The organism is Vibrio coralliilyticus (assembly GCF_024449095.1).
GTDB classification, from domain to species: domain Bacteria; phylum Pseudomonadota; class Gammaproteobacteria; order Enterobacterales; family Vibrionaceae; genus Vibrio; species Vibrio coralliilyticus_A.
The window spans coordinates 1501804-1527693 of the sequence record NZ_CP024628.1; the positions used below are offsets into that span (position 1 = coordinate 1501804).

The 25890-nt window shown below is 44.6% G+C and carries 27 protein-coding genes; 7 read left to right on the forward strand and 20 right to left on the reverse strand.

Annotated features, from left to right (window positions below; all coding sequences use genetic code 11):
* Positions 1 to 119: 119 nt before the first annotated feature.
* The 4 genes from CTT30_RS22200 to CTT30_RS22215 form a co-directional block, all read right to left on the reverse strand.
* The gene (locus CTT30_RS22200; protein ID WP_239875084.1) at positions 120 to 1145 is read right to left on the reverse strand and encodes an AI-2E family transporter; all 1026 of its coding nucleotides are present in this window, start codon (positions 1143 to 1145) and stop codon (positions 120 to 122) included.
* 93 nt (positions 1146 to 1238) lie between these two features.
* The gene (locus tag CTT30_RS22205; protein WP_239875083.1) at positions 1239 to 1454 is read right to left on the reverse strand and encodes a hypothetical protein; all 216 of its coding nucleotides are present in this window, start codon (positions 1452 to 1454) and stop codon (positions 1239 to 1241) included.
* The gene (locus CTT30_RS22210; RefSeq protein WP_238853192.1) at positions 1441 to 1917 is read right to left on the reverse strand and encodes a hypothetical protein; all 477 of its coding nucleotides are present in this window, start codon (positions 1915 to 1917) and stop codon (positions 1441 to 1443) included. The genes CTT30_RS22205 and CTT30_RS22210 overlap by 14 nt, the downstream gene beginning before the upstream one ends.
* A 28-nt stretch (positions 1918 to 1945) precedes the next feature.
* Complete coding sequence (locus CTT30_RS22215) at positions 1946 to 2194, reverse strand: hypothetical protein (RefSeq protein ID WP_172563972.1); 249 nt, start codon at positions 2192 to 2194, stop codon at positions 1946 to 1948.
* A gap of 303 nt (positions 2195 to 2497) precedes the next feature.
* On the opposite strand from CTT30_RS22215, the gene CTT30_RS22220 reads away from it, so the two are divergent.
* Together CTT30_RS22220 and CTT30_RS22225 are read left to right on the forward strand one after the other, a co-directional pair.
* Positions 2498 to 2920: a DUF2383 domain-containing protein gene (locus tag CTT30_RS22220; protein WP_252037036.1), complete on the forward strand. Its 423-nt coding sequence runs from the start codon at positions 2498 to 2500 to the stop codon at positions 2918 to 2920.
* Positions 2921 to 2977: 57 nt separating this feature from the next.
* The gene (locus tag CTT30_RS22225; RefSeq protein ID WP_252037037.1) at positions 2978 to 3388 is read left to right on the forward strand and encodes a hypothetical protein; all 411 of its coding nucleotides are present in this window, start codon (positions 2978 to 2980) and stop codon (positions 3386 to 3388) included.
* Between the two features lie 224 nt (positions 3389 to 3612).
* Here the strand turns inward: CTT30_RS22225 and CTT30_RS22230 are convergent, their stop codons facing one another.
* From CTT30_RS22230 to CTT30_RS22260, 7 genes are all read right to left on the reverse strand, one after another.
* Positions 3613 to 4176 carry a porin family protein gene (locus CTT30_RS22230; RefSeq protein WP_252037038.1) on the reverse strand — a complete coding sequence of 188 codons (564 nt, stop codon included), beginning with the start codon at positions 4174 to 4176 and terminating at the stop codon, positions 3613 to 3615.
* A gap of 638 nt (positions 4177 to 4814) precedes the next feature.
* On the reverse strand, positions 4815 to 5729 hold the full coding sequence (locus CTT30_RS22235) for a mechanosensitive ion channel family protein (protein ID WP_239875080.1): 915 nt from the start codon (positions 5727 to 5729) through the stop codon (positions 4815 to 4817).
* 40 nt (positions 5730 to 5769) lie between these two features.
* Positions 5770 to 7383, reverse strand: a complete 1614-nt coding sequence (locus CTT30_RS22240; RefSeq protein ID WP_252037039.1) for a diacylglycerol kinase family protein — start codon at positions 7381 to 7383, stop codon at positions 5770 to 5772.
* A gap of 107 nt (positions 7384 to 7490) precedes the next feature.
* Positions 7491 to 7919, reverse strand: coding sequence for a hemerythrin domain-containing protein (locus CTT30_RS22245; protein ID WP_172563976.1), 429 nt, complete (start codon positions 7917 to 7919; stop codon positions 7491 to 7493).
* Positions 7920 to 7985: 66 nt separating this feature from the next.
* A complete protein-coding gene (locus CTT30_RS22250) occupies positions 7986 to 8183 on the reverse strand; it encodes a lipoprotein (RefSeq protein ID WP_172563977.1) in 198 nt (65 codons plus the stop codon).
* An 8-nt stretch (positions 8184 to 8191) separates the two neighbouring features.
* Positions 8192 to 8362: a DUF1328 domain-containing protein gene (locus CTT30_RS22255; protein ID WP_172563978.1), complete on the reverse strand. Its 171-nt coding sequence runs from the start codon at positions 8360 to 8362 to the stop codon at positions 8192 to 8194.
* Between the two features lie 32 nt (positions 8363 to 8394).
* Positions 8395 to 8943 carry a BON domain-containing protein gene (locus CTT30_RS22260; RefSeq protein ID WP_172565368.1) on the reverse strand — a complete coding sequence of 183 codons (549 nt, stop codon included), beginning with the start codon at positions 8941 to 8943 and terminating at the stop codon, positions 8395 to 8397.
* 339 nt (positions 8944 to 9282) lie between these two features.
* Here CTT30_RS22260 and CTT30_RS22265 point away from each other — a divergent pair, with 339 nt between their 5' ends.
* Complete coding sequence (locus CTT30_RS22265) at positions 9283 to 10623, forward strand: sigma-54 interaction domain-containing protein (RefSeq protein WP_252037040.1); 1341 nt, start codon at positions 9283 to 9285, stop codon at positions 10621 to 10623.
* A 61-nt stretch (positions 10624 to 10684) separates the two neighbouring features.
* On the opposite strand, the gene CTT30_RS22270 is transcribed toward CTT30_RS22265, so the two are convergent.
* The 7 genes from CTT30_RS22270 to gcl form a co-directional block, all read right to left on the reverse strand.
* Positions 10685 to 12346: a putative bifunctional diguanylate cyclase/phosphodiesterase gene (locus CTT30_RS22270; RefSeq protein WP_252037041.1), complete on the reverse strand. Its 1662-nt coding sequence runs from the start codon at positions 12344 to 12346 to the stop codon at positions 10685 to 10687.
* A complete protein-coding gene (locus CTT30_RS22275; RefSeq protein ID WP_252037042.1) occupies positions 12339 to 13361 on the reverse strand; it encodes an ATP-binding protein in 1023 nt (340 codons plus the stop codon). Before CTT30_RS22275 ends, CTT30_RS22270 begins: the two co-directional genes overlap by 8 nt.
* Complete coding sequence (locus CTT30_RS22280; RefSeq protein WP_252037043.1) at positions 13348 to 13791, reverse strand: STAS domain-containing protein; 444 nt, start codon at positions 13789 to 13791, stop codon at positions 13348 to 13350. Before CTT30_RS22280 ends, CTT30_RS22275 begins: the two co-directional genes overlap by 14 nt.
* A gap of 245 nt (positions 13792 to 14036) precedes the next feature.
* Entirely contained in the window at positions 14037 to 14651 is a 615-nt protein-coding gene (locus tag CTT30_RS22285) for a TetR/AcrR family transcriptional regulator (RefSeq protein WP_239869038.1), read from the reverse strand.
* A gap of 302 nt (positions 14652 to 14953) precedes the next feature.
* Positions 14954 to 15853: a 2-hydroxy-3-oxopropionate reductase gene (locus CTT30_RS22290; RefSeq protein ID WP_252037637.1), complete on the reverse strand. Its 900-nt coding sequence runs from the start codon at positions 15851 to 15853 to the stop codon at positions 14954 to 14956.
* Between the two features lie 25 nt (positions 15854 to 15878).
* Positions 15879 to 16655, reverse strand: coding sequence for a hydroxypyruvate isomerase (gene hyi, locus CTT30_RS22295; RefSeq protein WP_252037044.1), 777 nt, complete (start codon positions 16653 to 16655; stop codon positions 15879 to 15881).
* Between the two features lie 59 nt (positions 16656 to 16714).
* On the reverse strand, positions 16715 to 18487 hold the full coding sequence (gene gcl, locus CTT30_RS22300; RefSeq protein WP_095559998.1) for a glyoxylate carboligase: 1773 nt from the start codon (positions 18485 to 18487) through the stop codon (positions 16715 to 16717).
* 312 nt (positions 18488 to 18799) lie between these two features.
* Between gcl and aceB the strand changes: the two genes are divergently transcribed.
* Both aceB and CTT30_RS22310 read left to right on the forward strand, forming a co-directional pair.
* Positions 18800 to 20428: a malate synthase A gene (gene aceB, locus CTT30_RS22305; protein WP_252037045.1), complete on the forward strand. Its 1629-nt coding sequence runs from the start codon at positions 18800 to 18802 to the stop codon at positions 20426 to 20428.
* A gap of 20 nt (positions 20429 to 20448) precedes the next feature.
* A complete protein-coding gene (locus CTT30_RS22310; RefSeq protein ID WP_006959844.1) occupies positions 20449 to 20886 on the forward strand; it encodes a GlcG/HbpS family heme-binding protein in 438 nt (145 codons plus the stop codon).
* 40 nt (positions 20887 to 20926) lie between these two features.
* On the opposite strand, the gene CTT30_RS22315 is transcribed toward CTT30_RS22310, so the two are convergent.
* Positions 20927 to 21847, reverse strand: coding sequence for a LysR family transcriptional regulator (locus CTT30_RS22315; protein ID WP_019277434.1), 921 nt, complete (start codon positions 21845 to 21847; stop codon positions 20927 to 20929).
* 109 nt (positions 21848 to 21956) lie between these two features.
* Here CTT30_RS22315 and CTT30_RS22320 point away from each other — a divergent pair, with 109 nt between their 5' ends.
* Positions 21957 to 23396 (forward strand): YfcC family protein, encoded by a 1440-nt coding sequence (locus CTT30_RS22320; RefSeq protein ID WP_252037046.1) that lies wholly within the window; start codon positions 21957 to 21959, stop codon positions 23394 to 23396.
* Between the two features lie 9 nt (positions 23397 to 23405).
* A complete protein-coding gene (locus CTT30_RS22325) occupies positions 23406 to 25220 on the forward strand; it encodes a CocE/NonD family hydrolase (protein WP_252037047.1) in 1815 nt (604 codons plus the stop codon).
* Between the two features lie 100 nt (positions 25221 to 25320).
* Here CTT30_RS22325 and CTT30_RS22330 read toward each other — a convergent pair whose 3' ends face one another.
* Complete coding sequence (locus CTT30_RS22330; protein ID WP_239869058.1) at positions 25321 to 25803, reverse strand: MarR family winged helix-turn-helix transcriptional regulator; 483 nt, start codon at positions 25801 to 25803, stop codon at positions 25321 to 25323.
* Positions 25804 to 25890 lie beyond the last annotated feature (87 nt).

Sequence of the window (25890 nt, forward strand, 5' to 3'; positions counted from 1 at the left end):
CCAATATTTATATTAACTCTTCGCCCTCTCTTCAAGTATCGTAAAATATATTTTTTTCATAAGAATATAACCAGATGTTATATTCTGATGGTTTGTAACGATGGCACTAATATGATTATCTAAGTAGTAAGCTGCGGACGACTTACTTTACTTAAAATAACATTGATAAGTACCAGCAGCGGCCCTCCCATCAGCATTCCCATCGCTCCCCATAACCATCCCCAAAAGACTAACCACACAAACAAAATTAGGGGGTTTAAACTAAATCTTTTACCAAGTAGAGTCGGTGTCGCCAATTGACTCTCTATAAGATTGATTGCCAAAAAGAGCGAAGCAACCGTCAATGAGTAACTTAGAGACTCAAACTGCAAAAAGGAAACCAAGGCAAAACAGGTCACTGAAACCATTGGCCCAAGATAAGGGATATAGTTCATCAAGCCAGCAAATGCTCCCCACAGAAACGGGTCTTTTAATCCCATCATGTAGAATACACAGCCAACAACCACTCCTAAGCACACATTGATGATCGTAATAGAGCTTATATATCGAGAAAGATCGGTTTGAACCACCTTCACCAGCTCAACCACCTTGCGTTTATCGGAAAATCGTGTGAACAAAGATAAGCTTTGAGAATATATCTGCCGTCCATAACTCATCATGAAGTACGCCATAAAAAGCGCGACCATTAATTGTGTGACTATCGTTGGAGTTGTAGTGAGTACTGATTTAATGATGGAAAATGAGGTATTGCTTGTGAGCCCATCATTAGCCACTGTGCTACCGAGAGTGAAGTCACCCTTGTCACCTAACTCACTACTTTCAGCCGCTTCACTGACTTCATTAGAAACATTCTGAATTAACATTGGCAGCTTAGACCACCATTGCTGAGCGGGCTCACTTAACAGATTTAAACTCAAAACAATGAAGCTAACGAGCCCTAATAAAACAGCAATAACATTAATGACACGAGGAATGCCAAAACGCACTAATCGATTGACTAAGGGGCCACATAGAAGAGAAATAAAAGCGCCAAAAAAAACGGGTAACAAAAACGGTTTGGCAACATGTAATATGAAAATGAACATTATTATAAGAGCAATGGTCATTAAACTATATTCTAATATATTCTCTTGTTTAACGTTCATTATGTTCCTCAGATATTAAGATCCGGTTCTGGCTTAGTCACACTATACTTAATAGTGAATAACTACATTGATAACTAAGCCAGAACCTATTAATTATTTATCAAGTGAATGAATTAATAGACGTGCTTGCTTATAACCATAAAAAAGCGTCCTGAGATTTTTGACTTTGCTAAGGACGAACATGCCGAGCGCAGCGAACCCTGCCGCATGAAATGGGGATTGCTGTACAAAGCTTTTTCCTTTGAAGTAGAGCAGCCCTAAGCTGAGTGCAACTTGACGAGCTTTACTATCACACTCAAGCCTTTTCATTAGAATTTTCCGCTGTCGTTTTTTCATTGATCGCATGACACAACCTCCCAAGCTGCTCTTTGGTATATTCAAAACCCACAAATTGCTTGTAATATCGGCTGCCGAGTATCAAAAGCATAAGGATAACGCTGAACGCTGCAATGAAAGCGCTATAACCGACTAAAAGGTTCAAAGTAAAGTAGTACCCCATAACCCCAACACCGACGGCGATGCTAATAAGAAACATCGGCAGCAATGCAACGAAGAGGAGTTTAATGACAATGAGTTTTTTACTCGCGGCAACCGTGTTACGCAACTCCAAAGAAAACAACTCAAAAATCGACATTGACCATTGTTGAGTGTGAGACTGGAATACGGTTAGGTCTTTTAAAAGCCCTCTCAGTTGAACGATCGCTCGTTCTAAAAGCTCCTCTTCGCGATGTTGAGGCTCATTGTGTGCGTCGTTGATATTATTAGACTGCATAACTTTCCTCTTCGTGCATCATTCAGGCTTATTTGATTAGCTTAGAAATAGCCCAGCCTGCAATAAAGGCGCATCCAACGCTCAAGAGTGGGCGCTCTTTAATCATGTTTTCAGCTTGCTCTGTTTTGTTTTTTACAGTTTCAGACCCTGCTTCGAGCGTGTCTTGAACGGTATTTTTCACATTTTCTATTGCTTCTGAAGCAACCCCTTCTGCCATTTCATAAATCTCTTCGGCCTGCTGCTTAGAATCAGTTTTTTTAGTATTTGCATTTGGCATACATAATCTCCTTAACTTATCCAATGAGAGAAAATAAAGTGATCATTCAAAATTACTATCACTTCTTACACTAAGATAAGCGAACATCATGCCAACTTTAAAATAGCTTGTCGCATATGGTATTAGAGAGCTTTTCGGTAATAAAAAGAGTGCTATTCATGTAATATTTTCACTCATTTTCCATGAGGATTGTACCTTTTACAAAATTACATTTCTTTCTTCCATAATCTAGGGCTTAGTGGCGATTTTATTTGGCACGTAACATGCTTTACTTCTATTACGAACAAATCTAAATGAGGCACTATGAAAAATAAAAGCATTTCATCTGTTATAAGTTTAATAGAAAGTGGGAATATTATTTATGAAAAAGCGATATCTAATGTAGATAATAAAGATATAAAAAGAAGTCTTTTTGATATATATGCGATTAAGAAGTGTGCTGAGTTAAAACTAAAGTCGCTCTCAAAACCTTCAAAACCGCACAAGCTTATTCCAGACAGCTACACCATTAATGCTCGACGATATTGCATTGAAGCAGAGGAAGAGAGAGGAAGTGCAAATGACAGCCTCTATCTGGAACATTTGTCGGGCATAGAAGAAAAAACCATTGACGACATAGCAATACTATCAAAACAAGCGCCAGAATTGAGACAAAAAATAACAACAATTAAGAGAGAAGTAGAAATGTGTCGTCATAAAATCAATGACTTACGGTCAATGGAATGAACAGTCAAATCTTACACAGGTATGGAAAACACGGTTAAGACAAGAAGGAGTAACAATATGTGGGTGGAAAATCACAATAGAACTCTCGATGCAACGCACCATAAAAGCATAGATAGAATATTATTCGCTCTTAAAGAGCATTATCAATCATGCCGTCAGCTCGTTGAATACAGGACGCACCAAACTCTCTCTAGAGCCGCGAGTCGTTTTTTAAAAGTAGAGCGTTCGATGATCAATGAAATCAAGATTAAAGTCCTTGATTTCAAAACAGAAAACAATCATTCAATGCAAGAAAGCCAGTCCGTTGTGATTAGCAGCTACGACGAGATGTATCAAAGCAATCGACAATTAATCACCTATTTGAAAAGTGCGATTGGAACATTTAACAACCAAAAGCTGTCATCATTCTTTTCTTACTGGGTTGCCGCATTACAAGTGGAAAATGACGAAATGGCGAAGCATTTATAGTTTAGTTCGATATTATCCACTTCTAGGCGAACAGGCGATCAGCTGTAATAAAAAAGCGTCAAGCAAATAGGCTTGACGCTTTTTATTACTATTACTTTTCTTCATGCAAAAAACAGGGTACGAGTTTTTCTTTTGATTATAAACCATCAAAGTATGCTCCACCCTGCTATAAAACACATCAAGAGCCTAACACCATTTTATTAAACTCGGTCTTGTGAACCGAATTAGAATCGATATTCCACACCTAATGATGCTTGGTTAAAATCTGTTTCTGTGCTTGCACCATTCGTAACGTTCTCTGCATTGAGTTCTACGTCGTACCACATATATTCAGCATTGATTAAGAATTGATCTGTCACTTTGAAACCCACACCGGCACCAGCGAATACACCTTCGTCTTCTTTACTGCCCCCGAAGCCCGCAATATTGTAGTCTGTCGTATACCACATTTGACCACCTTTTGCGTAAAGATCAACACGCTCAGCAATAGGAGCTATAACTTTTAGAGCAGCGGTATAACCGTCTGTTTCGGTATTAGCTAAGTTATTACCATAGCTACCAAAATCAATATACCCCCCTTCTAATGCTAAGTAAGAGTTAAAGCGGTAACCGATTAAGCCTTGAATAGCATCGCTGTCATCATCAAAGTCATCTTGCCCATCAACTTTCAAATAACCATAGTTGGCACCCACATAAACGCCATGCTCGTTGGAGTCCGCAGCGTGTGAAAAAGTACTAAAGGTTGCTAAAGAAAAAAGGCTAATCAAAGTAACAACATTGCTTTTCATTTCGTTCTCCTAATATAAGTTTCATTGAAATATCGATTTATATAGAGCAAAAGAAATGCCAACTTTAAAAACCATTTAAAACATACTAAAAATAACATAACATTAACATAACTAGGTTGAACACCGAATAAAAGAACAAAATTTAGTCTATTTATTACCTTATAAAAACATTTTTAAATTAAGTTAAATAAACGTCGTGAAAAATATTCTCGTTGTTATGTAACTTTTTCAAAAAATAATAAACATAGATTTTCTAAACTCGATTCAAAACCATCTATTATTTAGTGAAATTTTAAAAAAGATGTGATGACTCTAATGACCAGTTAAGGTGAGAATATGAAAGCAAAAAGCTATTAGTCGTTTTTTAGGGGGGCTATGTTGCCCAAAGGGTTTATTATGGATAATCATCAATCACCCATTGCAAAGTACCCTCAGATGAAACGTTCACAACACAGGTGTTTGCATGGTTTCATCTGAGGGTACTTAATCGAATGAATTGAGTACTGCCGAAAACCGGAAAGCCATCGCTTAACATCACAAGCACTGAAAATCAGGGTGATGGCAATGGCTTGGCTCAAACTGAGGTTAACAATCACAAGCAAACACCGTTAGCACCATAAGAGGCCGGGTGACGTCTGCTACATCTTAGCGACATTATCCGCCACTATGCTTGATAGGCTTTCTCCTCCTTTTGCCTCAAAGTCCAGTGTTCGAATAGGAAACGGAATCGTGATACCAGCATCCGACAACGATTCCTTAATCGCGACAATGCTGTCATTTTGTGCTTCCATGTAACCAAAGTCGCCAGGGTAATCAATCCAAAACCATACCAGCAAATTGATACTACTGTCGGCGAAACTGGCAGCATGAACCGCTGTGTCTTCGGGGTTACTCACATAAGGTTTTTGATTAATAGCTTCTGTTATTACTTTGGTCGCTAAATTAGGACAGTCCGCGTATGAGATACCGACAGGAATTTCTATTTTTCTGAGACCTTTTCGACTGTAGTTCGTCAATATGTTACGAAAAACCATTTTATTTGGAATCATGACGTGCTGACCTGAAAACGTCTCTACAAGAGTATTGCGCAAATTAATTTGAATAACTTGCCCCATAACGCTGTTGGATTCGACAATATCGCCTATTTTAAATGGCTTGCGGATACTCATCGTGATCCCTGAAATCAGGTTTTCGGTCATATCTTGAAAAGCAAAACCAATAGCAAGCCCCAAAATACCCGCCCCTGCTAGGAGTGATGTAACCGTACCTTGCAATCCAACAAAGTCTAACGCGACAAAAAAACCAACGGTTATAATGATCACTTTAACAATCGATGCTAATAAGTTGGTCGCTTCCTTTGAATCTACGACTCGGTTGCTCAAGTTCCTAAATAATCGGCCGCCCAGGTTGGCGATAAAGATAAAAGCAAACAACGTAAAGAGCGCAACAATAAGATTAGGAATCAACTTGATGGTTTCAACAAGCCAATGCTCCAGCTTTTGCTCAATTAAATGGTTAAATTTCTCAATGTCGAAAGAGAGATTCATCTCCATGGTGATGTCCTTCATTCATGATTGGTGCTGTCATCAGTGACTATGGAATGCAAACAGATAAAGCTTGGCTTTTGATGCTTATCTCAAGTGATTCAGCGGAGAACTTTTCTCCATCAATGACATAGTGTATCGGTCGATTTGAGTCTATTTTGACTTGCTTTGCAGACTCATAGTCAAAAAATGAGGCTTGTTCTTTGAGGCCTAAGCTTGAAAGCAACACATCAGACAGCGCTAAAGCTCTTTCCCCAAGCGAAGCGGTATTTTCTAAATAGGTAATATGCAATTGACCATCATCAGGTTTTGGCTCTTTACCTCCTTGAGCAAGGACCGTACTGAAAGGCGACGTGTTGGCAACCACTAAGCTTTGTAATTCAGCTTCTCGTGCTGGCTCCCCATCCTTAGTGACTTCAAACCACTGACTTTCTCCTGCCACAACCGCAGAAAATAAACCCGATAAGTAAGCAAGTTGGCCATTTTTATTTTTCTGTTCACGATGCGCGTAATCAATCATCTTCTCTTCAAACCCAATACCAAGAATAAGCAGTATTGGCTGGTCGTTACAGTACGCCAAATCCATTTTCTTAGACTTGCCGGATAGAATAGCCTCGCAGGCCTTTTCAACAGGCGACACTTTTGTCGCAAAACCATAGAGCACATGACATAAAGCATTTGCCGTACCCAATGGGATAATCCCGAGTGCCGTGTCTGTCCCCACGATTTGTCTTGCCACCTCGCTGACGGTGCCATCTCCGCCAGAGACGATGATATGAGAAGCATTTCGCGCTTTTGCTTGTTTGGCTAGAGATTCCGCTGATACTTCTTTACTGGTGGTCACTATGTCTAAATTGAACTTTCGGGTGAGCTCTCGAATAACCTGTTGCTCACTCGTTTGCCATTTGCCTCCACCTGCAACAGGGTTAGCAATGAGGCAGCATTTGTCTTCAAGATTGAGCAGTCCCTTATCACTGATAGCATTCAGCACCTTTAGTTGCTTTTTGTTCAACTGCGCAGTGCTTCTTACATCATTGATATTTTTGAGCACTTGCTCCACGCTCAGAGATGGATTTTTCGCTAACAGGTATGCTGCAACCACAAACACAGAGCGGCCACGGCCAAGTGCACAATGAACAACTACGGACCTTGATTGGCTTATCTGAGTATCTATCCAATTAAGAGCATGTTTAAGCTTGCGTAACTTAGGGGCTTGATGGTCGAGTACCGGGGTATTGAGGTAATGAAACTCTTCGCTGGTCATCGCACTCTCTAAACCCGAAAATTCTGCGGTGACATCAACAATGCACGTTATGTTTTGAGATTGTAGAAATGACAAATCGGAGGGGAGTAGACGTCGAGAAACATATAAACCTTCTCCCACCCGCTGAATGGGATCGACTTTATCTCTTTTAATAGCCCAAGTATTGTATAAACGAATGCCTAGAAAAAAAGGAATAAACGCCCACCGGATCCACCAAGCTATTTTGCCATCACTATTTTTTCTAAATATGGATGGCATCTCGAAGATATAGGCGGCACTAACAATAGACATCGATAACCCTGACCAAACCAATAGTAAGCTGAATAATACATTGGGAACAAATGCTGCTATAGAAAAACAAGCGATAGCAATGAGTATATAGTACTTAACGATAAACATAGTGAGGCCTTAATTTCTCTGTGTATTAAAAAAGCGGGCCCATAAATGGGCCCAAGTTGTTAAACCAAAACCTACGCTTCACTATCAAGCTTAGGTGACACTTCGAATCAAGCCATCTCTTGCTCATATTTTCGAGCCAAAGTTTCTTTCTGATCTGAGTCTAAAACTCGTCCAGCCGTTTGAAAGAAACGCTGCTCTTCTTCTTCTAAATGATGCTCTACTTTGTGTTTGAGTGTCTTCATCAGTGTGAGCCAAGCTGGTGAAGACATTTCGGTGTCATCAAGCTGAGCAAGCACCTTATCAATACCGTGGTGTTCAGCGATACCGTGCCTAGTCATATCAACGGATTGATCGCTCTCTATTAAAGGTGCATAGAAGTGGCGTTCTTCCGCGACCGCATGCTTAGTTAATTCTTCTTTAAGACTGGAGTAGAATTCTTGCCTAGCCTGAGTATCACCTGATGTTTGGAGTATCGCATCCATCAAAAGCCGTTGCTTCTCATGGCTATCTTTAAGCACATCAAATATGTTTTTCATATCTAGCTCCTGCTTCAATTCTTTTTATGAGGTTCGGATGATTAATTCGTGAGTTAATGCCTTTTGTTAGCAGTCTTGATCTTCCGTACCAAGTTGCTCTTTCACGTTCTCACAGCCGTCCTCTATCTGATTTTGAGCTTCCTCTACCGCTTCGTCAGCTCTTTCACCAGCTTGCTCTAGGGGGCCGTCGTCACTACATGCGGCAAGCGTAAAAGCAAAACCTGTTGCCAATAGGAAACGGAAAATAACTGTGCTTATATTCATAAAAACTCCTAACTCTTATCTTTGTTAACTAAACTCATTACCACCGATACAAGCAACGAAATAGCAAATATATAAAACATAACTTTAGCTACTGTTGCTGCAGCGCCTGCTATACCACCAAATCCAAATAAAGCTGCTATGATGGCAAGAATAAAAAATATTAAAGCCCAGCGAAGCATAATGTTCTCTCTTATATCTGTTGGTAAATTTATTATTGAATTACTTCAAGTTTATCAATGACTTTATCAACATCGGATGTATTACGAGCAATAGATAGCGCAAGGTCATGTTCTGTATCTGACGTCACCGAACCCTTTAATACCACAGTGTTTTCTTTAGTTTCCACTTCGATATCAGTACCACTGACTCCCGTATTCATTAATAGTCGAGTCTTAACAATGGCCGTTATTTTGGTATCCGTTAAGACTTGGGTTGATTCCTTATTTTTATCTTTTTCATTATCGATGACCGTAAGTTCATTCTTTACCGACTTAACATCATCAAGGCTTAATACTAATTCTTCAGCAAGGGCTTTTTCTGTCTGGTTTTCAACTGAGCCCGTTAAAGTTACAACCTGGTCTTTAACATAAGTGTTAATATCAAAAGAGTTCAAATTGGAATTAAGTAATAGTGTCGTTTCTGCTTTACCGTCAATCCAAGCATCTAGCGTATCTTCTTTCCACATGCTATCTGCAACCGCTGCAGAAGAAGAAGTAGCGATAACCGTTGTTAGTAGAATTTTACTTGCAATGTTTTTCATCATTTATCTCCTTTTTTGTACTTGCATTACCATTAGAGCAAACTGCATGCCAAAAATACAAACCATTGAATTAAAAGGAGTTATATGAAGAACTAAAAATAATATTAATATTTCCGATGATGGAGAATGAATAATTTACAAGGAGTATTTGTAAAAAATATAAATATTTATCTCGTCCGAGTTAGTGACACACCATAATATTATTGCCCGATTTTTATCTATCATTTTAAATATAAAATCATTATTATTCACAAAAAACGCGAAAGAAAAGCCATACATTCTCTTTCCTTATGCCTCGTGCTATCATCTCTCTCACTACTGTTGAAAGAGAGTTAAATCATGGCATTACCAACACTGTTCGTAGAATTAAAAGATCAGAAATTATTGTCTCAAATAAGCTCTCTGGAAGAGTTGTCACGATTTGACACGATTAGCAATAATGACAACGAACACTGGATAGATAGCCTACAACGACTTCAACCCAATGCCGCTATTGTTGAAGTATCTCAATTCACCAACGATGATTTTGTCGCCCTATCCAGTGCCACAGGCTTGGAAGAATTGGATTTGGTCATCATCGGCTCCGGTGCACCCAATAAGAATTTAGACATGATGATGAAAAGCGGCGCCATTTTTCATTATAGAAAGCCAGTTGATATCCAAATTTTGGCCGATACTCTAGCGGACTTTAGTCAATACTTCCTAGAAAAGCAGGAAGAGGGGAAAAAAATATCCACAAGCGACTTGGACCAGTTTGGAATGTTAGTCGGCTCCTCAAGGCCAATGCATAACTTGTATCGCACCCTCAGACGAGTGGCGAAAACAGAGGCCAACGTATTGATCATTGGTGAAAGCGGTGCTGGTAAAGAGCTCGTCGCGCAGACTATCCACCTTGCCAGTGATAGAAAGGAGCAGCCTTTTATTGCCATTAACTGCGGCGCCATCAGCCCAGAATTAGTCGACAGTGAACTCTTTGGTCATGAAAAAGGCGCATTTACAGGCGCTAACCGAACGCACCAAGGTGTTTTTAAGCAAGCAGAGGGCGGGACATTATTTCTTGATGAGGTCACCGAAATGCCCCTTGAACATCAAGTTAAACTACTGCGAGTACTTGAAACAGGCGAGTATCGCCCAGTCGGCAGTAACACACTCTGTATTGCCAACACCCGTATCATCGCCGCCACAAACCGTGATCCACAAGTGGCTATTGAAGAGCAATTTTTACGAGAAGACCTCTATTTTAGATTAGCTCACTTCCCTATCAATATTCCCCCTCTCAGAGAACGAGGTAATGATATTGTCGGCCTTGCTAAACATTTCATCGCTCACCGGAATGCGAATGAAGCCGCTCCAAAAGCGATTACAGCCTCAGCGCTAGAAAAAATCGCAGCGCATACATGGCCTGGCAATGTTAGAGAATTAAAACACTGTGTCGAGCGAGCGTTCATTTTGGCGGACGATACGATTAAAGATGAACACCTCATTTTTGATACTCCTCCTTTAGAAACCGGGACAACATTAGAGGAGAGAGTACCAGCTGGTGTGACTCTAGAAGAAATAGAAAAGGCCGCTATTATTAACACTCTTGAAGAAAATGAAGGCAACAAAAAAGAAACCGCAGAGGACTTAGGAATAAGCATAAAAACGCTCTACAACAAGCTGGATAAGTATCAGAGTTAATTAAGCCATACGCTTGTTCCAAGTAAGGGAAGCTCAACTCTGTTGAAGGTGGCGAGGCATGTTACTCACTGACTGCAGCCGTCACCTTCATTATATCAGTGATTGGCTCAGGCTTATGAATGTAGTATCCCTGTGCAAAATGCACTCCTATATCTGATAGACACTGATAAATGGCTTTATTTTCCACAAATTCTGCCACCGTTTTTAAGCCCATCGCTTGGCCTATTTCATGGATAGATTTCACCATTTGGTAGCTGATCTTGTCATGCTCAATATCTCGGACAAATGAACCATCAATTTTGACCGTATCTAAGGGAAGCTCTTTTAAATAGGTGAATGACGAAAGGCCTGTGCCAAAGTCATCCAGTGAAAACTGGAAGCCAAGAGCTCGTAATGAGTGCATCACTTCTATTGTGCCATGAAAATCACGCATCGCAGCAGTTTCAGTGACCTCAAAGATAATACAGCGAGGGTTAAATACGTAACGGTTGAGCATCTTATTGACAAAATCGACCAGACTATAGTCCGAAATGGTCTGTCCCGACAAATTGACTGAATAGGTTCGATCACTGCGGCTTCCCATCGAACTAAACAGGGCAGTCATCACATAGCGATCAATATCCGGCATCATATGATAACGTTCAGCGATAGGCAGAAAAGCATAAGGAGAGATAACTTCCCCTTGTTCGTTTTTCAGACGCAACAGTACCTCATAGTAAAAAGGCACAGTGTTATCTGAAATGGGCGAGATTTTTTGGCAATATAAAACAAATCTTTCTTCTTGGATGGCTTTGTTTATCTCTTCTATCCACTTCACCCCCCGAATATAACTTTCAAACTCATCATTTTTCGCGTCAATGATATGAGTACGATTGCGGCCATGGTCTTTCGCTGCCTTACATGCCGTATTAGCAATACTCAGTAGCTTAGTGAGCTCAGGGGCGGCGTTAGTATAGAAAGGGGCAACACCACTCGATACCGTTATTCTGACCGAGTTCTCATCCAAGTTAAAAGCATAGGCGTCAATATGCTTTCTAACGTCATCGGCGAAGCCTTGCGCTTCGTGTACCGTATAGTCATCAAGTAACACGGCAAATTGGTCGCCCCCTATACGAGCAATAGGCTGACCTTTTGATGTTCGGCTTTTAAGGATATTGGCAATTTTGCATAACACTTCATCACCCAGAGAATGACCAAAAGAGTCATTGATGGTTTTAAAATTATCAATATCAAAAAAAGCCAGCGCTGCATTCTGATGGAGGTGATTGGTTTGACTGACCAGTTCCAAAAACTGTGTTTCAAAAAACTGTCGGTTGTTCAACTGCGTCAACATATCATTATTTTCTCGATACAGCAGAGCGGTTTCATCGCTTATTTCACTAATAACAATCAGTACGCCTTTGAGCATGCTATAACACTGTATATTCAGACTTTGTCCATCAACAACGACGTTTCTAACTTCCAGTTCACTATGCTTACCACTCAGGAGTAATCGATCAATTTTATCTCTTACATCTGGAACATCTGCAAGCAAGCTATAGTAATGACGATCCAAGAAGTCTTTGGGGCTCTTATTCTCTAGCCCGAGTAAGCTCAGCGCTGCCGTATTTACTAAGTTAACTTCACCAGATTCAGAAAAAGTGATCAAGCCATTAGGTATTGCTCCAACAATACCAGACATGAGCTCAAGTAACGTAGCGGTTTGTTTTGATGGGTTAGGCATAACGATTCCCTCTTATAACGATGACAGTCGCATCCTTATCTTCGTATGCACAGTCGTTGAAAATAGTAGTGGCGATGTTATATACATCCCACTCGTGCCAATCTTGGTTGGTTAATGGTTCAATATTCACCCCAGAAGAGTGAAGCAGGCAGGTAAAATGATTAGGCCTTGGAATGCGAAGATGGCTCGCCACCCCATGAGTAAAGTGTTTGGTCTCACAGAGCGGTGCATTTACTAAGGTACTTTCATCATAGCTCAGCCAATGTAAAGGGGGGGTATTCATCACGAGGAAATCAAGATTGTCACGGCATATTCTCATCAGGCTTAGTTTCAACTGCCCGGTGATGTCTTCGTTGTGGTCAAACATGCTCAGGCACTGATCCATGATCATTTCAAGCGGCTCAGCCATATGTTGGGTGATTTCCTCTGCAAGCTTATTGGCAACCAAACGTCCACGCTCTTGAGTCGAGTCGTTATCATTATGGCTGTCAATAAGGGCTATAAGGCAGGTATCACCTTGATATTGCTTTACAACATAAGCATTGCCATTGTGAATCTGATTCACTGCAGGATAGGAGATCGCCCTCACTAAAATGTCATCTTCTGAGACAGGTAAAAACTTTCGCAGCGTAATCGAGGTTCCCGTTTCGTCTGATTTATTGATGACCATTTCATCAGAACAGCGTTTCGCCACCCCTAGACCGAGGCCTAAGCTTTGGTCTTTAAACGTTGAATAGCCATCCATTAGCGCTTGTGAGAGATCAGCAATACCTTGACCGTTATCTTCAATGGTGACCTCAATTCCTAAATGGTTAGAAGTGCTGGATATAAACATATACCCACCTGAAGCGTAACGAACCGCATTAATGGTTATTTCAGAAACCGCTGCATTAAAAAGGCTGGCTTGGTAATCAGAGATTCCAATTTCTAACGCATGCATCTTACAATGCGATGCGATAAGGTACGCTTCCACTTCATTTGAGAATGGATAAATGCATTGCTCAATATTCTTCATTACTACGAGTAAGGGCCGTCGGTACCAGATCGTAACCAGATTTTTGGATGCAAAACTTCGTTGCCGCTTTTAAATCTCGTACTATCAGATGGCGGCCTAAAGCAACACCAGCGTTGGCCATGGTTCTTGCGATGACGCCTCTCAAGCCACAGAACACGGGCTTCGCCCCAACTAAAACCATAGTATCAGCCGCACGAACAAGCTGTGACGCTACCGATGTGTCTATTGCATCGACATTGGACAGGTCTATAACAACAAAGTCGCTGTTTGATGACTCAACCATATCCGTCAGCTTAGCAGTAATCGCTTCCATCCGAGCTGAGTCTATCGTTCCAAATAACCCCGTATAAATACAGCTATCAAACACTTCAGAGGCCACCATGGGGGACTCACCACCTAACTGTTTACGACTAATGGCTATGTTATCCATAACATTTCTCCTATCAACTGACCTGTGACTGCTATTCCTGATAGCCTCGGAGATCCAAATGACTCTCAGCCTATCTGGATACACAACTTAACTTGGGAAATTTAATTCCCTACTTCTAAAGTAGCGCAAATAACCCCATAGGCAATATGTTTTATAAAACATTGAGGAATCAAAAGAGGAGGCAGTCAAATCGGCCTCAGAGATAATATCGGACACCACTGCGATAAAAACTGCGATGATAATAGTTAGGATTTACCCGTCACCCCACAACCCTTAATCACTAGCTGGGTGATGAATTCAGCGGCTTGTTGGTAATCGCCATTATCCAGCGTGTCTTTCTGCATAACGTTACAGATCTGCCAGCTGAAATCTGCGTAAGTCTGCGTCGCTGCCCAGATGGTGAACATCAGGTGGTGTGCAGGGACTTTATCCATCAGCCCTTCTTCACTCCAGGTCGCGAACTTATCCAAAATCATCTGTGACTGCTTAAACAGCTCCTGCCTGATGTCTTCTGGCAACACCTTAGCACCGGACATCACTTCATTAGCGAACACTTTAGACGCGTGTGGGTGGTCGCGCGAAATACGCAGCTTAGCTTCTATGTATTGAGTTAAGGCTTCGACTGGATCGTCGAGTTCTTCAATTGGGCGAGAGGCTTCCAGCAACGGCTGAGTCACCGTCTGGAGCACAGCATAGTAGAGCTTGTCTTTACTGCTGAAGTAGTAGAACACATTAGGTTTAGGGATATCTGCGGCTTTTGCAATATCCGCCATCTTTGTCGCTGCGTAGCCATGGGTGGCAAATTGTTCACTCGCGACATCGATAATCAATCCCTGATTTTTCTGCCTGATACGAGACATTGTTATTCCCTATACATCTGGTGTAACGACATACTAAACAATATGTTAAGAGAGACAAAGTGATGAGGATAAAAAATCCCGAAGTAAGCACACCAGGAGCCTGCAATATGGAGCCCGAGGAAGGTGTAACTCCAACCTGCTGTCTTACGACGGGAACGCGTATAAAAGGAGACGAAAAACTACGCGATTTAGTAATGAATCATTTAGGGGCAGCGACTACGGATTCAAGCCATGAGAGAACCAGTAGGACCGCTACCCCATGGAACAATGCGGGAGAGGAATCCACATCGTCCCGACAGGAATTAGTCCCTGATTGAGTGACCTGAGCGTTTCTCAATCGCTTTAATCAGCGCAGAGTGGTCCCAGTTCTGGCCGCCCATTGCTGCACAATCTTCAAACAGCTCCTGAGCATTTGCGGTGTTTGGTAGCGCTACATCCAACTCTTTAGCGCCAGTCAGCGCAAGGTCTAGATCTTTCTGGTGCAATGTAATCTTAAAACCTGGGTCGAATGTGCCTTCTACCATGCGCTCGCCGTGTACTTCAAGAATCTTAGAGTTAGCAAAACCGCCAAGCAGTGCCTGACGTACACGCGCTGGATCGGCGCCCGCTTTTGACGCAAACACTAAGGCTTCAGATACGGCTTCGATGTTCAACGCAACAATGATTTGGTTCGCGACTTTACACGTCTGGCCCGCACCATTTTCACCCACTAATGTGATGTTTTTGCCCATCACCTCAAACAGAGGGAGCGCTTTATCAAACGCCGATTGCTCACCACCGACCATGATGCTTAATGACGCATTAATAGCACCCACTTCACCACCTGATACTGGCGCATCAAGATATTGCGCGCCACTTTCGTTGACGCGTGCTGCAATCGCCTTGGTGGCGATTGGTGAAATCGAGCTCATGTCGATAACCAGTTTGCCTGCTACACCACTTTCGTTTAAGCCAGCTTCAACACCGTTCTCGCCGAACAGTACGTCTTCCACCTGCGGCGTGTTTGGCACCATCAGGATAATTGCGTCTGCCAGACGGGTCGCTTCTGCTGGTGAATGACAAACCAGTGCACCAGCCTCTACTAATTCAACCGGTGGTGGGTTGAAATGATCAGATAGAACAATGTCGTGACCCGCTTTTTGCAGGTTGATCGCCATTGGCTTACCCATGATACCTGTGCCGATAAATGCAATTTTCATAATATGTTCTCCGTAACGTTAACCGCACTTAGCGGTATAGGTTTAGCCAATCTAAGCCTTCAGTTGTGGTGGTTTTTGGCTTGTATTCACAGCCCACCCAACCTTGGTAACCCAATTCATCTAGATGTTTGAGGACAAACGGGTAGTTAATCTCACCAGTTCCCGGTTCATGACGACCCGGGTTGTCTGCCAGCTGCACGTGGGCGATCTGGCCGATGTTGGCACTCATGGTCGGCGCTAAATCCCCTTCCATGATCTGCATGTGGTAGATGTCGTACTGAATGAACAGATTGTCACTGCCCACTTCTTTAATCACTGCTTTGGCCTGCTCAGTAGTGTTGAGGAAAAAGCCCGGAATATCACGAGTGTTAATCGCTTCAATAACCAGTCGAAGCCCCGCTTCCTGCAATGCTTGAGCAGCGTATCTAAGGTTAATGACAAAGGCTGCATGCGCATCCTGTTGGCTGACACCAGCAGGGGGAATCCCCGCCAGACAGTTGACCTGCGTATTGCCCAGCACCTTGGCGTACTGAATGGCTAACGCAACACCAGACTGAAACTCTTCGATGCGTGACGGGTCACACGCAATACCGCGGTCGCCAGCATCCCAATCACCCGCCGGAAGGTTGAACAGCACCTGTGTCAGGTTGTTTTGCTCCAGCTTCTGTTTGATTTGCTCAGCATCAAATGCGTAAGGGAAGAGGTATTCCACACCGCTGAATCCAGCCTGAGCAGCAGCGTCAAAGCGCTCAAGGAAATCAACCTCGGTAAATAACATGGATAAATTTGCAGCAAACTTTGCCATAGTGATGTCCTTTTTCTTGCAGCCCTTTCGGGCTGCTTCAGTATTTTGCAATAAACGGATTATTGATTGGCTAGCGCGGTTGGTGCGTCATCGATGCTGTCTGCCAGAGATTCAAACTCGTTGATGGCATCAATCTCTACACCCATAGCAATGTTGGTCACGCGCTCAAGAATCACTTCCACCACAACAGGTACTTTGTGTTTGTTCATCAGCTCTTTCGCTTGTGCAAACGCAGCCTGCATCTGCTCTGGGTCAGTGACACGAATCGCTTTACAACCTAAGCCTTCAACCACAGTCACATGGTCAACACCGTAGCCATCAAGCTCTGGCGCATTTTGGTTTTCAAACGCCAACTGAACACAGTAGTCGATATCGAACTGGCGCTGCGCCTGACGAATCAAACCTAGATAGGAGTTGTTCACCAATACGTGGATGTATGGCAGGTTGAACTGAGCGCCTACTGCCAACTCTTCAATCATGAACTGGAAGTCGTAGTCTCCCGAGATTGCCACGATGTCACGGTTTGGATCCGCTGCACGTACGCCTAGAGCAGCTGGTGTTGTCCAGCCAAGCGGACCTGCTTGACCACAGTTGATCCAATGGCGTGGTTTATAAACGTGGAGGAACTGCGCCGCTGCAATCTGAGACAGGCCGATAGTGCTGACATAACAAGTATCGCGACCAAAGGCTTTGTTCATCTCTTCATAAACACGCATTGGTTTGATTGGCGCGTCAGTGTAGTGCGTCTTACGCAGCATGCTCGATTTACGCTGCTGACATTCCGCCACCCAAGCGCCACGATTAGGCAGTTTGCCGGCATCACGCCACTCACGAGCGACTTCAACCAGCAATTCCAGCGCTGCTTTGGCGTCAGAAACGATACCAAGATCCGGACAGAACACGCGGCCAATTTGAGTTGGTTCAATATCGACGTGAACAAACTTACGGCCCTTGGTGTAGACATCCAGTGAACCGGTGTGACGGTTCGCCCAGCGGTTACCTATACCGAACACGAAATCCGATTCCAGCATAGTTGCATTGCCGTAACGGTGCGCAGTCTGCAAGCCCACCATACCGGCCATCAGTTCGTGGTCATCCGCAATGGAGCCCCAGCCCATCAAGGTTGGGATAACAGGCACGCCAGTAATTTCAGCGAACTGTTGCAGTAGCTCTTCCGCACCTGCGTTGATTACACCACCACCTGATACGATGACTGGGTTTTGTGACTCACACATCATCGCCATCGCTTTCTCAACCTGCGCACGTGTCGCTTTTGGTTGATACGCTTCTAGCGGCTCATAGGTGTCGATGTCGAATTCAATTTCCGTTAACTGAACATCAAGTGGAAGGTCGATTAGAACCGGACCCGGACGACCAGAACGCATTAGATGGAATGCCTGCTGGAAAGCACGCGGCACCTGAGCGGGCTCTAGAACCGTCGTCGCCCATTTGGTGACTGGTTTCGCAATGGATTCAATATCCACCGCCTGAAAATCTTCTTTGTGTAGACGGGCTCTTGGCGCCTGACCCGTAATACATAAGATTGGAATGGAATCCGCCGACGCTGAATACAGGCCAGTGATCATGTCTGTCCCTGCAGGGCCAGATGTACCGATACAGACACCAATGTTGTCTTGATTAGTACGGGTGTAACCCTCCGCCATGTGCGATGCACCTTCCACATGTCGTGCTAACACATGATCAATACCACCGAGCTTTTTCATTGCCGCGTACATAGGGTTGATGGCAGCGCCTGGAACGCCGAAGGCAATGTCTACGCCTTCCTTTTTCAATACTTCTACCGCTGCTTCGATTGCCTTCATCTTTGCCATGCGAACCTCCATTTCAATTGTATACAATTCAAAGACACTTTGTGTACTATGAATCAATTTCTAAATATAGCAACCCCCATTTGCAACATTTTTTCAACATAGAACATTTGCCCTAAGTGGTTGCTAACCCCATAAGACAAAGAAATCATTGTTTTACATAAAATATCTTTACGTAAAAATAATTTCCCAGACGAACAAATGAAAAATAAATGTTAAATACCCTTTGATTGTTTACAAATTTTCCCATATAAGTATTCGTGTAAATAATTTTTGTACACAAAATCGATCAATATTGTTTAAAGGAGACGAACAATGAATTTGAACGATCTAGCCGAAAGAGAAGAAACTGCCTGTCTGGAGGTTGTCGGTCATACAGACAATCCAGGCTATAAGGAGATTCTGTCAGATGAAGCCCTTTCTTTTCTGACAGTATTGGTAAACCGATTTGGCGCCCGTCGTGACGCTTTGCTGCAAGAACGCGAGGAACAGCAAAAGCAATACGATGCGGGTGCATTGCCAGATTTCAGAGCCGACACCCAGGCGATCCGTGATGACAAATCATGGAAAGTGGCAACACCACCGCCAGAACTATTGGATCGCCGAGTAGAAATTACCGGCCCAGTAGACAGAAAAATGGTTATCAACGCGCTGAACTCCGGCGCGAAAGTCTTTATGTGCTGCTTTGAAGATGCTTCTTCACCGACATGGGAAAACATGGTCGAAGGGCAAATCAACCTCAGAGACGCCAACGCAGGCACCATCAGCTACTTTGACGACAAAAAAAATAAGCAATATGAGCTGAATGCTAACCCTGCCCTACTGATCGCTCGTCCACGCGGCCTGCACCTGCCAGAGCAATCAATCCAATTCAGTCAACAAGCGATTCCGGGCTGTTTAATGGACTTCGCTTTGTACTTCTATCACAACTACCAGACCCGAGCGCAACAAGGTCTGGGCGTTTACTACTACATTCCTAAGCTAGAAAGCATGGAAGAAGCAAAATGGTGGGATGACGTATTTGCTTTCACTGAAGATCACTTCGGCGTGGCACGTGGCACCATCCGCGCAACCGTACTGATCGAAACACTGCCAGCAGTATTCCAAATGGAAGAGATGCTCTATGCCATGCGCGATCATATCGTGGCGATGAACTGCGGTCGCTGGGATTACATTTTCAGCTACATCAAAACGTTGAAAAACCATCCAGATCGCATCCTGCCAGATCGTCATGTGGTTGGTATGGATAAAGAATTCCTCAATGCTTACAGCCAGTTACTCGTCAGAACCTGCCACCAGCGTGGTGCGCTGGCAATGGGCGGCATGTCGGCCTTTATTCCTGCCAAAGACCCGCAGGAGATGGAACGCGTCACCGCTAAAGTGATTGAAGATAAAGAACGTGAATCACGCAATGGTCACGATGGCACTTGGGTCGCTCACCCTGCTTTAGTCGACTTGGCGATGTCTGTGTTTGACAAAAACCTTGAAGGCAAAGTCAATCAGCTCGATTTCGTCAGCCCTACGTACGAGATTGGCGCTGACCTGCTGCTTAAACCGTGTGAAGGCTCGCGTGACGAAGCTGGCGTGCGCAAGAACATTCGCATTGCTCTTTACTACATTGAGGCATGGATTCAGGGCTCAGGTTGTGTGCCTATCTATGGTCTGATGGAAGACGCGGCGACGGCAGAAATCTCACGCGCGAACATATGGCAATGGATTCATCACGGCGTGAAGCTGGATGATGGCCAAACCTTCAACAAAGAATTATTCCACACGTGGTTGTATCAGGAACTCGACACTATCAAACAGGAAGTGGGTGAGGCTCGCTATGCGGCAGGCCGCTTTGAACAAACTGCTGACCTTTTCTACAAGTTGTCTACTGCAGAAGAGTTCGCCACCTTCCTGACCTTACCTAGTTACGAGCTTCTGCAAGGAGCCGCGTAAACAAAAAATCAGGAGATAACATGGGAAGTTTAACTCTAGAACAAGCACTAGCCGTCATTGACGGTACTTTTCAGGCTGGACAAAAGAGCCAAAGCGCCCCTCTGACGGTCGCTGTACTCGACAGCGGAGGAAAGCTGATTACGTTGCAACGACAAGATGGCAGTAGCATGATGCGGCCAGACATCGCAATCGCAAAAGCCTGGGGTGCTCTCGCGCTCGGCTGCTCCTCCAGAAAGCTCGCTCAAGACGCAGACAACCGCCCCGCGTTTATCTCCGCTGTAAACGTTTTGGCACACGGTAACATGGTCCCCGTTCCCGGTGGCTTACTGATCCGTGATGCTGAGCAGAACATCCTCGGCGCGGTCGGTGTCAGTGGAGATATCTCTGACCTCGACGAAAGCTGCGCCCTGCGTGGTATCACTCACGCCGACTTGTTCTGTGATGAGAATGCAGCATAACCCTTCATAAAAAGCGGCTCCGGCCGCTTTTTTATTACCGTTAACGGCCCAACACGGGCAGTTCTGTCAACATTTCCTGAAGTAAATCCGAAAACGCATCAATGACTGGCTGTTTGCGCTCATTAGCAATGTCATCAGGCCGCTGGATCACGCCGTACTGATAGCGAGGCAAATCCAAGATCGGCAGTGCTCGAATCTTGTGATTGTCCATTCCTTTGAGCATGGTGCTGTTGGCAATCGACACGCCAATCCCTTCCGCGACCAGTGAACAAGCGACATCGACAGAGTGCGCTTCAACGACGATTTCCGGAAACAAATTACTGCGAGTAAACCAGTTCATCACATCATGACGAGTACTGCTCTTACGTCCGATCATAACCAGTTTCTGATCGCGCAAGTTGTCAGCGTTGACCGAATGGAATGCCTCGAACTCGTGGCCCTCGGGAAACACACACATCGCAATCCCTGAATCCAGTGCCGTGGAGCGAAACTTAGAATGATTGCTGATGCGGGTAAACCCAACATCGGCCTGACCGGAATAGACGCTTTCTTCAATCGACTGATAATGGCTGGAAAACAATTCAACCGACACGTCAGGAAATAGCGCCACCAGCTGCTTGATAAGTTTGGGGGCCAGTGACTTGGCAAAGGTATAAGGCATTGCAATCTTGAATACTTGCTTTGCTTTGCGTCCCCTTTTGATTTCCGACGCCTGAGTCTGGAGCTGCTCCATACCCTCTAAAACGTGCAGTGCGTTTGATAACAAATTGAGCGATTCGGGCTTAATTTTCAAGCGCCCTCTGTCTCGTTCAAAGAGATCCAGATCAAGCTCCTTTTCCAGCTGAGCCAACATTCGGCTCACACCAGATTGAGATAAGTTCAACTGCTCTGCCGCCAGACTGGTTGTCCCAGCTTGGCTGATGGCTTTAAGCGCACGAAGTTGTTTCGCCGTTATATTCATCTGGTTCCATTTAAATAAGTCATTTTAGTCATACATCTATGACTATTTGTCATTAAATTGAAAACCCTAACACAAAAAAATATGTTGCAGAAATGTTGTAGGATAGAATGTGACGAAATGGAGATTTAAAGTGAGTGAAGCTATATCACCAGCTCAACAAAATGTTACTGAACAACCCAAGAAGAAAGGTAACTTAAACCCTGTAATCATCCTGCTGTCTGTCGTTGTGGTAGCAGTACTGATGACCTATTTTTTCGATTCTGGACAGTTTGAACGTAACGGCAAACTGATCATTCCCGGCACCTACCAAGTGCTGGAAAAAGACGTCTCCCCGCTCAACCTGATTGGTATTTACCCTCAAGAAGGCGAAGCTCAAGCCGTCAGTTTGCTTGATGCGTTAGTCAGTATTCCTCAAGCCATCACCAAACAAGCAGGCATGATTTTCATGGTGCTGTTTATTGGTGGCATGTTCGGCGTACTCGACAAAGTGGGCGCCATTGAAACTGGCCTTGAGCGCACACTTTCTGCCACCCGCGGTAACGTCTACTTATTGGTACCCATCCTGATGGTGGTGTTTTCCATGGGCAGTACCTTCATGGGTATGGCGAAGGAGTTCCTGCTCGTGATACCTATGGTCGTTGCCATGGCAACAAGACTGGGGCTGTCAAAAATTATCGGGCTGGCGATTGTCACTATTCCGGTTAAAGTCGGTTACTTAGCATCGATCACTAACCCTTATGCCCTATCCGTCGCTCAGCCACTGGTTGATGTGCCGATATTCAGCGGTATGGGGATGCGTATTTTCGTTTACGTGGTACTGATGATCATTGGTGTGGCGTACGTGCTGCATAGTATTCGCAAAGAAGCGCGCACAACGGAAATCGTCGCACAATGGGACAACAAACCTCTGCCAATTCGCCATACGCTTGTACTAACGGTTCTGGGGCTGGGCATCGCCTTTCTGGTCTATGCTTCGCAAACGTGGAAGTGGAAATACAATGAGTTATCTGCGTATTACATCTCGCTTGGCGTGATTTTCGCTGTCATCGGTGGCTTGTCAGCTAATGACACCATCAACGCTTTCATCGGCGGTATGAAAAAGGTTCTCATCGCAGGCGTATTGATCGGGCTCGCCACCTCAGTCGCTATTGTCCTTGCGCAAGGTCAAGTGCTTGATACCATCATCTACCACTTAGCCGGAGTCATCGGTGAGGGCCAACCAACGCTCGCTGCCTATGGCATGTTCTTCTCTCAACTGATCATTGATGTGGCGATTCCATCCACCTCAGGGCAAGCCGCCGTCACCATGCCAATCCTTGGCCCACTTGGACAGCTTTCTGGTGTCGACCCACACACCACAGTACTGGCCTTCCTGATGGGTAACGGGGCGACAAACATCATTACACCGACTTCCAGCGGGCTGCTGATCTTCCTTGCCACTGCGCAAGTCGGATGGGGGCAATGGGCGAGATACATCTTCCCATTCTTCCTCATCACCATTGCGTGTGCTCTGGTTTTCCTATCCATCAGCTTACATGTTTACGCCTAAGGACATCTCATGAAAGCAGTAACTGATGTCAAAATCCGTACGCGAGACGGAGAAACACTCGCGACCGATATTTACTTTCCAACCAACGGTGAAGGCCCATGGCCCGTGGTGATGGAGCGAACGCCTTACGACAAAACGGCGCCTTCTCGTTCTGAAGTCACGTTGCAAGGGCATAAAGTCTCCCGTGCAGAAATGGCGCAGGCATTCGTTGATAAAGGTTTTGTGTGTGTATTTCAGGACTGTCGCGGCCGTTATCAGTCCAGCGGCACCTTTACCAAGTACATCAACGAAGCCGAAGATGGCTACGATACGTGTGCATGGCTAGTTGAGCAGTCTTGGTGCAATGGAAAAATAGGCACCATGGGGCTGTCGTACGCCGCCCACACTCAACTGGCACTGGCATGTCTCAATCCTCCGGGGCTGGCAAGTATGGTGCTGGACTCAGGCGGCTTTTCCAATGCCTATCAATGCGGTATTCGTCAGGGCGGAGCGTTTGAGCTCAAGCAGGCGACATGGGCCTATCGCCAGGCACTAGTGAGCCCCAAGGCCGAGCAAGATCCTGTGGTGAAAAAAGCGCTGGAGCAAGAAGACATTCGCGAATGGTTTAAGTACTTGCCGTGGAAAGCCGGACAGTCGCCACTGCGCCACGTGCCTGAATATGAAGCGTATCTGCTTGAGCAGTGGAAACAGGGCAGTTTCAGTAATTTCTGGAAAAAGTCCGGCATCTACGCGCTTGATAGCTATCAGAACATTGCAGATATTCCGGTGTTGTTGATGTCGAGCTGGTACGACGTATACGTTAAAAGCACGCTGGAAAACTACACAGTACTGAGTGAGAAGAGTCGCTCTCAAACAGCACTGATCATGGGCCCGTGGCTACATGGAGATCGAAATACCACGCATAGCGGTGATGTGGATTTCGGTCAGGAGGCCTCATTTGACGGCAACATTGACAGCAACTGGCTGGATTTTCGCGTGAAGTGGTTCCAGCGCTGGCTGCTCAATGATGACCGTCATACGTTTGCAAACGTGCAGGTGTTCCAAATGGGCGGCGGTTCAGGTGAAAAAAGCGAACTGGGCAGGCTCAAGCACGGAGGCCAGTGGTTAAGCAGTGATCGCTGGCCAATGAAAAATACCGAAGCTCAGAACTGGTATCTGCACCGACAGGGCCTGCTGACCCAGCAAGCACCGGTCACAGACGATCACATCAGCTACCTGGCCGATCCGAGTAACCCAGTCCCCACTGTTGGCGGTGCGTTAACCTCGGGTAAGCCGGTGTTTGAAGGAGGCGCGTTCGATCAGCGTGAAGATGCTCGCTTTTACGGAGCCAAAGGCAATAACCTTCCTCTTGCAGCACGTTCGGATGTGTTGGTGTTTGAAACCGAACCACTCACTGAAGATTTGATTGTGTCAGGAAAAGTATCGGCGAAACTGTTTATTGAATCCGACGCACCGGATACGGATTTCACCATCAAACTAGTTGATGTTTATCCGCCAAGCGAGGACTACCCGCAAGGCTTCGCGATGAACATCTCCGATGGCATCTTTCGTTGTCGCTACCACAAAAGCTGGCAGCAGCCAGAGCTGCTTCGCTGTGGGGTGATTTACGAAATTGAGGTTGAAGCGTTTGCCACTCAGAATTGCTTCGCGCAAGGGCACAAACTGCGATTAGACATTGCCAGCAGCAATTTCCCTAAGTTTGACGTCAACCCAAATAGCGGTGAACCCGAAGGTGAGGCGTATGCCAAACAAGTGGCCAAAAACACCATTCACTGTAGCCACAGTCATCCATCCATGTTGACCTTGGAGATTCGACCAAACTAAAAAACCAAGCCCCTATTGACTTGTAGGGGCTTGGTTTTTCTTTGTCATTTGGTTTCTACCTACAGCGGCAAAATCACCACTGGATGGGCACAATATGACATTACTCGAACTGAGTCTGCCAACCTTTGAGGATCTGATTAATCTGACGCTTCTGGTTTGAGTTCATACCTTTGACCAGTTTATGCTGCACTTCTGCATGCTCTTCAATGATTTTATCAATCAAGGTAAAACCTTCATCTGTGAGCTGCACAGTGACACTACGGCGGTCTTCTTTACTGTGCTCTCGCACAATAAGGTTCTTAGATTCTAATTTATCCAGTCGATTGGTCATCGCACCAGAAGTCAGCATCATAGAATCAATCAACTCGGAAGGAGTCAAACGAAACGGTGATCCACTGCGACGCAAAGTTGCCAATACATCAAACTCACCCAGCTTTAAGTCATAGCGCTTATGCAATTGCGTGACTTCCGTTTCCATATATTTGGCAATTCTGAGCAGCCTGCCCATGATGGCCATCGGTTCAGTATCTAATTCGGGCTTTTCCTTTGCCCATTGATCGACCACTCTATCTATAGCGTCCATGAACAGATTTCTCCACTAACAAAATGACGTGTCGAAGTATCTTAACATAAAGATACTTTACAAACAGAACTTTTAGGCGTACATTCA